This window comes from Chloroflexus sp., assembly GCF_034434295.1.
Classification (GTDB): Bacteria; Chloroflexota; Chloroflexia; order Chloroflexales; family Chloroflexaceae; genus Chloroflexus.
In genome coordinates, this window is sequence record NZ_DAOTZQ010000039.1 from 23289 (window position 1) to 34799 (window position 11511).

General features: G+C 55.4%; 11 protein-coding genes. 5 read left to right on the forward strand and 6 right to left on the reverse strand.

Annotated features, from left to right (window positions below):
* Positions 1-16 precede the first annotated feature (16 nt).
* The 3 genes from VAE57_RS05870 (at position 17) to murJ (ending at position 3761) form a co-directional block, all read left to right on the forward strand.
* Complete coding sequence (locus VAE57_RS05870; RefSeq protein WP_322820957.1) at positions 17-841, forward strand: biotin--[acetyl-CoA-carboxylase] ligase; 825 nt, start codon at positions 17-19, stop codon at positions 839-841.
* Positions 842-1082: 241 nt separating this feature from the next.
* Entirely contained in the window at positions 1083-2198 is a 1116-nt protein-coding gene (locus tag VAE57_RS05875; RefSeq protein WP_322820958.1) for an LCP family protein, read from the forward strand.
* A 9-nt stretch (positions 2199-2207) separates the two neighbouring features.
* Positions 2208-3761 carry a murein biosynthesis integral membrane protein MurJ gene (murJ, locus tag VAE57_RS05880; protein WP_322820959.1) on the forward strand — a complete coding sequence of 518 codons (1554 nt, stop codon included), beginning with the start codon at positions 2208-2210 and terminating at the stop codon, positions 3759-3761.
* A gap of 245 nt (positions 3762-4006) precedes the next feature.
* On the opposite strand, the gene VAE57_RS05885 is transcribed toward murJ, so the two are convergent.
* Complete coding sequence (locus tag VAE57_RS05885) at positions 4007-4966, reverse strand: nucleoside hydrolase (RefSeq protein ID WP_322820960.1); 960 nt, start codon at positions 4964-4966, stop codon at positions 4007-4009.
* Between the two features lie 169 nt (positions 4967-5135).
* On the opposite strand from VAE57_RS05885, the gene VAE57_RS05890 reads away from it, so the two are divergent.
* Together VAE57_RS05890 and pknB are read left to right on the forward strand one after the other, a co-directional pair.
* The gene (locus tag VAE57_RS05890) at positions 5136-5642 is read left to right on the forward strand and encodes a ribonuclease H-like domain-containing protein (protein WP_322820961.1); all 507 of its coding nucleotides are present in this window, start codon (positions 5136-5138) and stop codon (positions 5640-5642) included.
* Between the two features lie 39 nt (positions 5643-5681).
* A complete protein-coding gene (gene pknB / locus VAE57_RS05895) occupies positions 5682-7484 on the forward strand; it encodes a Stk1 family PASTA domain-containing Ser/Thr kinase (protein ID WP_322820962.1) in 1803 nt (600 codons plus the stop codon).
* Positions 7485-7563: 79 nt separating this feature from the next.
* Here pknB and VAE57_RS05900 read toward each other — a convergent pair whose 3' ends face one another.
* The 5 genes from VAE57_RS05900 to rdgB form a co-directional block, all read right to left on the reverse strand.
* Positions 7564-7758 (reverse strand): hypothetical protein, encoded by a 195-nt coding sequence (locus VAE57_RS05900; RefSeq protein ID WP_322820963.1) that lies wholly within the window; start codon positions 7756-7758, stop codon positions 7564-7566.
* A 130-nt stretch (positions 7759-7888) separates the two neighbouring features.
* Positions 7889-8593, reverse strand: coding sequence for an ABC transporter ATP-binding protein (locus VAE57_RS05905; RefSeq protein WP_416208434.1), 705 nt, complete (start codon positions 8591-8593; stop codon positions 7889-7891).
* A 420-nt stretch (positions 8594-9013) separates the two neighbouring features.
* A complete protein-coding gene (locus VAE57_RS05910) occupies positions 9014-9934 on the reverse strand; it encodes a branched-chain amino acid transaminase (RefSeq protein WP_322820965.1) in 921 nt (306 codons plus the stop codon).
* A gap of 21 nt (positions 9935-9955) precedes the next feature.
* The gene (locus VAE57_RS05915; protein WP_322820966.1) at positions 9956-10789 is read right to left on the reverse strand and encodes an MBL fold metallo-hydrolase; all 834 of its coding nucleotides are present in this window, start codon (positions 10787-10789) and stop codon (positions 9956-9958) included.
* A 31-nt stretch (positions 10790-10820) separates the two neighbouring features.
* Positions 10821-11423: an RdgB/HAM1 family non-canonical purine NTP pyrophosphatase gene (rdgB, locus tag VAE57_RS05920; RefSeq protein WP_322820967.1), complete on the reverse strand. Its 603-nt coding sequence runs from the start codon at positions 11421-11423 to the stop codon at positions 10821-10823.
* Between the last annotated feature and the right edge of the window lie 88 nt (positions 11424-11511).

The window sequence follows — 11511 nt, forward strand, 5'->3', positions numbered from 1 at the left end:
GCGATGGAGATAGGGTATGATTGATCCTGTTGCAATTCGCGCCGGACTAGAGCCGGGCGCGCTGGCTCCGATGACAATCTATTGTTATGATCGAGTTGGTTCAACCATGGATCTGGCCCGTGAAGCAGTGCAAACACTACCACCTGATGCGTTACCGGTGTTAATCGTTGCCGACGAACAGACTGCCGGTCGTGGCCGCCTCGGACGACGCTGGGTAGCCCCGCCCGGCAGTGCTCTGCTCTTCTCGCTCGGCCTGCACCCTCCAGCAGTTGCCACCACCCTGCCGACAACTCTAATCTGGCTCGCAACCGTCGCTCTCGTGGAAACTATCGAGCAAGAGACACCTTTACAAGCCGGCTTGAAGTGGCCCAACGACGTTCTGGTGAAAACGTCAACCGGTTGGGCAAAGACGGCAGGCATTTTGCTAGAGGGTGGCTGGGACAAGAACAGCCTGGTATGGGCAATTATCGGTTGTGGTATTAACATCAATGCGGCACCCGATCCACAGCTCACGCGCTATCCGGCGACGGCGCTAGCCATCGCTGCTGAAACTACTATCGACCGCCTGCACTTTCTGCACGTGCTGATGCGCCGCTACGATTACTGGTTACGGCGACTGTACAGCGGTGAAAGCGATCAGTTGTGGCAGACCTGGCGTAACCGGCTGATCACATTGGGACAAGCGGTACACATCCATAGCGGCAACGATCTGGTGTACGGCACAGCAATTGACGTAGAACACAACGGTTCACTCATTGTTCGTGAACCAGATGGCACACTGCGTCGCATCGAGAGTGGTGACGTTGGTTTGGTCGATGACCGCTCACACAATGAGGTATAAACGACCAATTCGAGCCAGTTTTACCGGTCATCAGTGATTTTTCATCCAGCCATCATTGCAAGCGGTATTCACGTGCTAATAATGATATGGTATAGTAACAGGCAGTGTACAATATGACAGCAAAGATGCCTGAGCCGATCCACGCCCGATCGTGAGGCTGTACGACGATAATTGCAACAAAGGTTGCCATTATTGCGTCGCACAGACGGAAAAGGGTATCTGAAATGCGGAGCTGGAGGTTATGTTGATTGTATACAGGCGCGTAGTTGCTGGCGCCGTCTTTATCATCAGTGTGATTGCCGTAGCCATGATGCTGCGCATCGGATTTGAATGGCGTCAGGCGCTGGTTGATATTGACGCAATGATCGTCACCCCGGCAACTATACCAGATGAAGTTATCACTGACCCAACGGCACCCCCTGTTGTATCAGAAGAGATATATGGTCCTCCACCAGCGACACCGGTCATTCAACCGACGGTCCCCCCTCCGGCGACAGACAATTCACCGGCTGCCACCGCAACCGCCGAAGCGATCCGACTCAGCCGTTCAGAACTCAATATTCTCTTACTAGGGACGGACGCACGCCCTGAAGAGGCTGGACCAACCCGTACCGATGCGATTGTCGTTGTCCATATTGCCCGTGATACCGGACAGGTCAGTATGCTGTCTATTCCCCGCGATCTCTGGGTGAAGTACCCTACCGGTGGCGAAGGCCGAATTAACGCCGCTTACGCTATCGGCGAGAATCGCTTTGGGCCAGGTGGTGGTGCAGCGCTGGCCAAATCAACGGTGAGCAAACTACTAGGTATCCCAATTGATTACTTTGTCCTGATCAATTTTGAAGGTTTTAAGAAGATCATCGACCTTATCGGCGGAATAGAGGTCGATGTGCCGCACGCCATCTATGATCCAGCCTACCCAACAGACGACTATCGAACGATAGAAGTCTCTTTTGCTGCCGGACGCCAGTGGATGGACAGCGAACGTGCACTCATTTATGCGCGCACGCGCCATGCCGATAGTGATTTCGGTCGTAATCAGCGCCAGCAGCAGGTACTGATGGCAATTTTCCAGCGTATTCGTGATCGCGGCCTCTTACAACAGCTCACCAGTCTTGACGATTATACCGGTGCGCTGCGTGGTTATGTACTTACCGATATTAACTATCGCATGATGCTGGAACTGGCAAGTTTCGCGCGCACGATTGATAGCGAGGATATTCTGCGCTATGCTATCGACTCTTCATCGATTGTCGAGCTGAGTGGTGGCGCAACGTTTAGCGTTCAACCACAAGCTCTCCGTCGTATCGTTTCGCAATTCACCGGCGAAGCAGTATCAACCGCCGGTGGCGAATAGCTCACGCTTGTGACCGAAACCTCGACAACGGGCGGCGTATTCCGCAGTATCGCGCTGGCAGCGTTGCTCATTAGCCTGGGCAATATTGCCAGCCGTCTCCTTGGCCTGGTGCGCGAACCGATCATCGCCGCCTACTTCAGCCGTGGACTGGCAGTTGATGCCTTCACCCTGGCCTGGACAATCCCAAACGCACTTTATGAATTACTCATCAGCGGTGCAGTGAGTGCTGCCCTGGTGCCGGTATTCAGTGAGTATGCCGAACGTGATCGTGATGAGTTCTGGCATGTCGTCTCGACGGTCATCACACTGGCCTGCACGGTGCTGGTGATTGCCAGTGCAATACTGGCCTGGCAGGCACCACTGGCAATAGCCCTGCTGACCCGACCAACCGAGTCTGCATTGCAGGCTGAAGCGGTAGCACTGGTTGGCTGGCTGCTTCCAGCCGTGACGTTGATGGGTATTTCGGGCATTGTAACGGCAATCTTACATGCCCAACGGCAGTTTCTGTTGCCGGCATTTGTCGCAGCAGCCTTCAACGCCGGCATGATCGTCGGCATTGTTACCCTGGCCCCGCATGTTGGGGTGAAGAGCCTCGCGGCGGGCACCCTCATCGGTGCTGCGGCACAATTGATCATTCAATTGCCGGGATTGCGCAGGGCGTACATCCGCCCGCGCTTCGATCTGCACCATCCGGCAGTTCGCCGTATTCTACGCCTCTACGCCCCGGTCACACTTGGGATCGGGTTTTCACTAATCGGGGTAACGATTGATCGCTGGCTGGCATCAGGATTTCCCGCCGCAATCTCAACCATGCGCTTTGCCACAACGCTCATCCAGTTTCCGCTGGGACTGGTAGCGTCGGCAGTGGCACTGGCGGTGTTGCCAACCCTCTCGCGCCAAAGTGCTGCCGGCGATGAAGATGCTTTTCGGGCGACGCTGGCCATGGGGCTTAAGGTTGTGTTGCTCTTAATCCTGCCCGCTACTGCTGGTCTGGCAGCACTCAGTCAACCAATTACGGCTGCTCTGTTCGAGCGAGGAGCGTTTCAAGCGCAAGACACAGCAATTACCGCCCTGGCGTTGCTGGCGTATCTCCCCGGATTGCCGGCGGCGGCCATCGATCAGATGCTTCTCTTCGCGTTCTACGCTCGCAAGAATACGCTGACCCCCAACCTGATTCAAGGTGCGGCTATTCTATGCTATCTGGTGGTTACCATACCGCTTGCCGAATGGACATCGTTGGGATTTTTGGGCCTGGTACTGGGCAATTCCGCGCAGTGGATCGGTCACGCAATTATCACCGCGTGGTTGTTGCAGCGCTCGCTACCGCTGAATGGATTACGGCTTGGAGAGGCAATGATCAAGGGAATCATGGCAAGTGGCGTGATGGCAGGTGCAGTCAGTGGGATCGCAATCCTGACCCAGCCATTACCACCCCTTGTTCAGGTGATTGTGGCTGGCAGTGCCGGGGTCTTCATCTATGCGCTGCTCGCTATGAGATTGCGTTTAGAGGCAGCTACCTTCTTTGTGGAGACCCTTCGCCGTCATCTGCATCGTTCGCATTAGTGCCGGTGGTAGACATTGGTCATCGTTACCAAACTATGCGTTGGCGTCTGGCAACAAACAGGAGCCAGGAGTTGCGGTGTGCCAATCGCGCCCGCTAGAAAACACGTGGGTACGGAAGCCTGGCTTCCCTTACGCCCTGAATGGCATATCTGTCGAGAGCCTGGGCGAACAGCCCTTTCAGGATTGACATTTGGGGGGCAGATGCAGGCAACGGCTTCACCTGCCCCACGTGACAGGGTATCTCTCTAGGAATACAGGCGTTGTTCGAGGATCTGCATTCGCTCAACAAAGAGCGACAGGAAACGGGGTGTATCGAATTCTACAACTGCCCGCGCGTTTGGCTGACGACCATCGCTCAGCATAAAATCAGCCACCGTAAAGCCCATCGTTAACGGGCTACAGGTCTCAACCGTCACATGCACATCGGCATAGGTTGCCAGATCGGGCAGAAAGACCAGCGCCAGTGCAGCCGGATCGTTAATTGCACAGCCATCATAGCCAAAATAGCGACGATGGAACTCGATGTAAAACCGGGTAGCATCGGCGATGAAGCGACCAATCGGCTTTCCTGCCTGGGCCAACCGATTGACTTCACTCTCGTGGAGGCGCACCAGGCGCGTAATATCCCACGGCATAATCACCAACGGGGCACCCGCCGAGAAGACGATCTGGGCAGCGTGCGGATCAGCGTAGACGTTAAATTCAGCCCTTGGCGTCACATTACCATCGGCCCGCAACGCTGCGCCCATCATGACAATCTCACGCAACGCGCCAGCAAGCCGGGGTTCTTTGCGTAGCGCAAGAGCAACATTAGTCAGGGGGCCAACTGCAACCAGTGTCACTTCTCCGGGTGCTTCCAGCGCGGTACGAATGATAAAATCGACCGCGTGTTCAGAGGCCGGTTGGAGTTGAGCCGGTGGCAGTTGCGCATACCCCAAACCACGCTGCCCGTGTGTGTCGTGCGCAGTCGTCAGGGGTCGCAGTAACGGTCGATCACAGCCGACAAAGAGCGGGATATGGTGGCCGCCGCCCAGTTCCAGTACCGAGAGACCATTGGCTACCGCCTCGGCCAGCGTACAATTGCCGTGCACAATACTCAAACCGGCCAGCTCAATCTCAGGCGAGGCCAGCGCGAGCAGGATTGCCAGGGCATCATCAATACCTGGATCGGTATCAAGCACGATCCGGCGAGGTAAAGGACTCATTGTTCCTCCTGCGTGGAAACAAACGCTTGTGCAAGATCGTTGATTACTATAGCACAAGTGAATACACGTCCGACAAGCAAGACGAGAGTACGGCGATTATAGTGTTTAATTGACGCTTTGCCGGGGGCGTGCCATAATTGAACGCGAATAACGAGCAACAGGAGCTGGCATGCGTGCCTATCTTGATATTGAAACAACGTATAGCGGCACGATGAGCGTGATCGGAATCTACCGACCCGACAAGGGAGTCATTCAGTTGGTTGGTAGCGGCATCCGTGATGTCGCACTCTACGAGGCGCTCGAAGCTGTTTCGACTATTGTGACCTTCAACGGTAGTAGTTTCGATTTACCGGTAATCAAGCGGCAATTACAGGCAGACCTGCGTGCTGAGTTCGCCCATCGCGATCTCTTGCACGAATGCCGGCGCCGTGGATTACGTGGTGGGCTGAAGGGAGTAGAAGAAAAACTCGGCATTACCCGTGTTTCGTCCGGCCTGACCGGTCGTGATGCGCCGCGCTTGTGGGAGCGATACGAGCAATATGCCGATCAACTGGCATTGCAAACCTTACTCGACTACAACCGTGATGATGTAGTCAATCTGGCTGTACTGGAAGCATTGCTCGATGCCGGCAATCCACCTCTCGCCAACCCGGCGCGTTTTGTTAAACTATGGTAACCAAACAGCGATATTATTGCATCACTCTCTGCAAAAACAATGCAACCACAACTACTTGACGGTCGTTATCAAATCGAACAGCTCCTGGGCGAAGGCGGCATGGCCCGCGTCTACCTGGGACGTGATCTCCGGTTGAATCGCCCAGTCGCGATAAAGATTCCGCATCCTCATCTCATGACCGATCCCGATTTTATGGCGCGTTTCCGTCACGAAGCACACGCAGCGGCGATGGTCAGTCATCCGAACCTGGTCGATGTCTACGACGTTGGTCAGGATGGTGACCGACATTACATTGTGATGGAATACGTTGCCGGCACAACGCTCAAACAACTGATCAACCGTGAAGCACCGTTTGCGATTCCCCGGGCGGTGCGCATTGCCGAACAGATTGCGCGTGGTCTGCACGCTGCCCATCGCGCCGGATTGATCCATCGTGACATTAAACCGCAAAATATTATCGTCACCGACGACGGGCAAGTGCGCATCACCGATTTTGGGGTTGCCAAGAGTCGGCTCTCGACCGCCATGACCGAAACCGGGGTGACGCTGGGGACGGTTGATTATATTGCGCCAGAGCAAGCCCAGGGTCGGGCAGCAACACCTCAATCGGACATTTACGCTTTGGGGGTCGTGCTGTACGAGATGCTTACCGGACGCCTCCCGTTCACCGGTGACAACCCGGTAGCAGTGGCAATGAAGCATATCAGTGAGCCACCACCACCACCACGTCGCTACAACCCGCAGATTCCGGCTGCCCTGGAAGCGATTATTCTGCGGGCATTAGCCAAAGACCCGGCACAACGGCAACAGAGTGCACTTGAACTGGCCGAGGAACTACAGGCGTATGACCGGTTGGTATCACAGGCGACAGTGGTCAACCCAGGTATTGCACCTCCGCCTGCTCAGGTGCAGACGCGCTCACCCGGCCCACAACGCCCGACGCAGGTCACAGCAGCACGCCCGGCACCAATTCCCAGCCCCCGTCCGGCAACCACCCGCGCCCCGCGCCAGGAAAACGTCGGATGTGGTGTCTTCCTGGTAGGTATGCTAACCCTGGTTGGCGTACTGGCGATTGTCTTTGTAGTCAGTAGTGGGATGTTGAATAACCTTTTCAGCGGTAATGCCAATCGCCCGGTCACACCATCAACCGGTACCAATCCTTCAGAAACTCCTTCACCAACTATCGTCGCCACTGCCATTGTCCCCGACATTGTGGGGCGCAGCGATGGTGAAGCCCGCACGTTATTAGAACAAAATCAGCTCATTCCGGCACCAACCGGTGAATATAATCGCGATGTACCCCAGGGCATTGTTATTACCCAAACCATTTCCCCCGGTACGATTGTCGAGGCGAATAGTCCACTGTCGTATACGGTGAGCCTGGGGCCGTTGCTGGTATCAGTTCCCGATGTCACAGGTACACGTAGCACTATCGCTCGCAATCAATTAATAGCCGCCGGTCTGACGGTGACTGTGGTAGAAGAACCCAGTCAAACTGTTGATGCCGGATTTGTGATCAGACAATCGCCGAGTGCAAATCTGCGCATTCCCCAAGGAGACGAGGTAACAATTTATGTAAGCCTGGGTGATGTGGTGCGCTTCCCCGACGTTATCGGACGGAGTAGAGCAGAAGCTGAAGCCATTCTGAACAATACGCCGGGTATCATTCTGGTTTATGTCGATGTGCAGGGGCGCGACCGACTCCCCAACTTTGACAGTTATGCCCCCAATCAAGTGGTGAGTGCCGCACGGGAAACGAGTGGTGGGTATGTTGGCCTAAATAACGGCGATTATATTCCGAGGGGAAGTCGGGTTGTGCTGGGAGTACGGGCAGAGGAATAGTGCGTCTGTCGGTCAGTCGTCTTTGGTCTGGTAGGAGGCAACGCTGCCTCCTACAATCATTTCACGCTGGCATACACCATCAGGTGCGGTCAACGGAGACACTCTGAGTTCGCAAGAGTTCAGCTTCAGCCAGCAGGCGCTGTCGTTCACTGACGCTCAGGGCGCGATCAGCGAAGCGACGCCACTCTTCATTGGTGGCCCAGGCCCACTGACCGGCCTCAGTCGTAATCCAGCGCGGTGCCTTTGGGGTTGTATGGTGATTAGTTTGCATCATATTGAATACACCTCCTCTTCATCAAGTACATGACTCTACTATCATATCATCACCGGTCACAGAGCATATCATAAAGCTATAAGATTGCGACCGGCTGAATACACATCTAGTTGTGGTGACAGACTGCTCATCAAACTGCCGACAACGCCACTTCCTGAATCTGACCATTGCGTAACTGAAAGACGCGGTCGGCTACACCAACCATCTCGCGGCTGTGCGTCACCATGATCAGGGTCTTGCCCTGCTGGCGGGTAAGCTGGTCGAGGAGATCGAGTACCTGCGCACCAGTATCACTATCGAGATTACCGGTTGGCTCGTCGGCCAGCACGAGATCAGGGTTATGAACCAGTGCGCGGGCAATTGCCACCCGCTGCTGCTCGCCACCACTGAGGCGATCAGGATAGGTATTGGCGCGGTCAGCTAATCCAACCGCTTCAAGCATTGCCAGTGCTGCTGCGCGTGCAGTTGTCCCGCGCTGACCATTCAATTCAAGGGGCAGCAATACATTCTCCAGCGCGGTGAGCGTAGGCGCAAGATTATAAAACTGGAACACGAAGCCGATTGAGCGACGACGAAAGAGCGTGCGCTCCCGCTCACGCAACTGATCAAGGCGCTGCCCGGCAACCCAGATTGCGCCGGTGTCCGGTATGTCAATGCCGCTCACGAGATTGAGCAGGGTGCTTTTGCCACTCCCACTCTTGCCCAGCAAAACAATCAGCTCGCCAGCCTGAACCCGGAACGTAATGTCTCGCAAGACGATCCGCTGACGTTCGCCTTCGAGATATGACTTCGTAACATGCTCACAACAGATAACAGTTTTGTCAATCATTTGCATTGGTTGTTGAAATATTTTGCACAGATACACTGACATTATACGGCATGTTGTCCAGGATATGCAATGGGGGATATTTGCCCATTATTGAGCAAGCGGTAGTATTACGCGACGAATTGGATACTGCATTCCACCGTGTGCAATGCCGGGTGCGTATCGTACCGATTACTGGTAAATCTGGTAGAACAGAACGTATGACATACTATCAACGCTTTACCCTGGTGCTGCACCTGAGTGCTCATACACTGCACCAATGCTCACGCACAGCGACGACCAAACAGCGGCTCACCGGTGGTCGTTGAACATGGCATGCGAGCAGAGCAAGTAGATCACACATTACGTTTGCGAAATAAAGGGGCGTAGTGACACTACGCCCCGCTTTGCGACACTATGTACCTTAGCGACAGGCTTCTTCCCGACGCTTCATACGTACTCAAGCCACCCGTAACGATCGGGACGTTCACCCTGCACGATCCCGAAGAACACCTCTTGCACTGCGGCCGTAATTGGGCCACGCCGGCCTGTACCGACAGGAATCCGATCCACTGATCGGATTGGCGTTATCTCAGCAGCAGTTCCGGTAAAGAACAGCTCATCGGCCAGATAGAGCATCTCCCGCGGGAGCACCTGTTCACGCACTTCAACTCCCATCTCGCGCAGCAACGTCATCACTGTATCACGGGTAATCCCGCTCAGGATCGATGAGGTCAACGGTGGCGTGTAGACAACGCCATTACGCACCAGGAACAGGTTTTCGCCACTACCCTCGCTGATATGCCCATCGGCATCGAGGGCAATCCCCTCGGCGTAGCCGTTGGCTATTGCCTCCATCTTGATCAACTGAGAATTCATATAGTTGCCGCCCGCTTTGGCGAGGGCCGGCATGGTGTTGGGGGCAAACCGATTCCACGACGAGATGCAGACATCGACACCCTGTTCCATTGCCTCGGCACCGAGATATTTGCCCCATTCGATGGTTGCGATGGCCACTTCAACCGGATTGTTAAGCGGATTCACCCCGATCTCACCATAACCACGGAATACCACCGGTCGAATGTAGCCTGAACGCAAACGGTTCGCACGCACAGTTTCTTTGACCGCCGCCACTAACTGATCGAGCGTGTAGGGAATTGTGGTGCGATAGATCTTCGCCGAGTCGATGAGGCGCTGCATATGGGGCGTGAGCCGAAAAATCGCCGGCCCCCGTGGCGTTTCGTAACAGCGAATGCCCTCGAAAAAGCTGGTGCCGTAATGAATGGCATGCGACAACACATGCACCGTCGCCTTATCCCACTCCACCAGCTCGCCATTGAACCAGATGTAATCCATTTTCTGGATCGGCATTGATCGCCTCCTTCTTGCGTATCACCAATCACCCGTAAACAAACCAGGCTGCTGCCAGCGTTCTTGTGGCTGCCAGCAGATTATGCCGTTAGGAACCGGTCGTGCACGAGGCGGCAGTACCTGCATGCGAGGTAAACGCTGTACACCGGCCTGTCGTAGCGCCTGACTGACACCACTTAGCGCAGTCTGGGGCGTATTGGCCCGACGTGAGACGTGCGCCAACCAGACATCACCGATCCCGCTATGGGTGGCAACCTGCGCCAGTAGTTGACCGCACTGGATGTTGTCGAGATGACCGAGCGGACTACTGATTCGTTGACGTACCGCCACAGGGTAGGGCGAAAGTGGCAGTAATTCACGAGCGTGATTCGCTTCAACGACAATCAGATCGGCCTTCGCCAGCACTGTTACCGTCTCGGCATTCCAGCTCCCTAAATCAACAGCTATCGCTACAGACACGCCGGCCACCTGTATACGATACCCAACCGGATCAGCAGCATCGTGCGCGACGCGAAAACTCTGAACGTTGAAGACGCCGATTGCACCGTATTCGCCTGCCGGGAGCGGATCGAGTGAGACGGGATCGGGCGACTCACCCAGGGCAGTCAGTGTAGCCGCAGGCGCGACCAGAGGCACGTTGTAGCGGCGGGCAAACGCCAGTGCGTACTGTGCATGATCGGCATGTTCGTGGGTCAGTAAGACAGCCTGTACTTGCTGCGGCGTAGTACCACAGGCGTGTAACAGATTCGTGAGGGTACGAATCGAGATACCGGCATCGACGAGCAGGGCCTGATCACCTGCTCGCACCAGTAACGCATTACCTGTACTTCCTGAAGCGAATGACGCCACCAGCACAATAGTCTCCGTGCATCGATCTGGGCCATCACTAACTACCAGACGAACGCTGCCAGCGCACCAACACCTCACGCGCTGCACGTGCCGCCTGCGCCCGATGACTGATCTGATTCTTCCGTTCAGCACTCAACTCGGCCAGTGTTGCGTCCTCGTCGAGCACATAGAAGAGCGGATCATACCCGAAACCACCACTCCCACGCGGCGTAAACTCAATCACACCGGGAAGCATACCTTCCACCAGCTCGGTTGGATGGTCAGGATGGGCCAGGGCGATCACACAAACAAAACGGGCCAACCGTTGATGCCAGGGAATATCACGCATCTGGTCGAGCAGGTACTGCAACTGGGCCGGCCCTGACAGGCCACCATAGCGCGCCGAATGGACACCGGGAGCGCCACCGAGAGCCGCTACTTCCAGCCCGCTATCGTCAGCCAGTGTCGGTAAACCGCTCAATGTCAGATAGCCTTCGGCCTTGAGGCGTGCGTTTTCCGCGAATGTCTGGCCGGTCTCTTCGATAGTCTTCTGAATGCCCACATCGGCTAATGAATAGAGGCGTAGATTGAGATCGGCAAAGATAGCGGCAAACTCGCGCAGTTTACCGGGATTATGGGTCGCAATCAGTAATTCACGCATACGAGTCACTTTGCGATAGGCCGATGTTTACGCGTGTTACGTGACACCTGGAGGTATCGCGTACTATGATGACAATACGCTTGCTGTA

Coding starts and splice junctions, on each gene's coding strand:
- VAE57_RS05870 (WP_322820957.1), top strand. CDS start 17: ATGATTGATCCTGTTGCAATTCGCGCCGGACTAGAGCCGGGCGCGCTG.
- VAE57_RS05875 (WP_322820958.1), top strand. CDS start 1,083: ATGTTGATTGTATACAGGCGCGTAGTTGCTGGCGCCGTCTTTATCATC.
- VAE57_RS05885 (WP_322820960.1), bottom strand. CDS start 4,966: ATGAGTCCTTTACCTCGCCGGATCGTGCTTGATACCGATCCAGGTATT.
- VAE57_RS05890 (WP_322820961.1), top strand. CDS start 5,136: ATGCGTGCCTATCTTGATATTGAAACAACGTATAGCGGCACGATGAGC.
- pknB (WP_322820962.1), top strand. CDS start 5,682: ATGCAACCACAACTACTTGACGGTCGTTATCAAATCGAACAGCTCCTG.
- VAE57_RS05900 (WP_322820963.1), bottom strand. CDS start 7,758: ATGATGCAAACTAATCACCATACAACCCCAAAGGCACCGCGCTGGATT.
- VAE57_RS05905 (WP_416208434.1), bottom strand. CDS start 8,593: ATGCAAATGATTGACAAAACTGTTATCTGTTGTGAGCATGTTACGAAG.
- VAE57_RS05910 (WP_322820965.1), bottom strand. CDS start 9,934: ATGCCGATCCAGAAAATGGATTACATCTGGTTCAATGGCGAGCTGGTG.
- rdgB (WP_322820967.1), bottom strand. CDS start 11,423: ATGCGTGAATTACTGATTGCGACCCATAATCCCGGTAAACTGCGCGAG.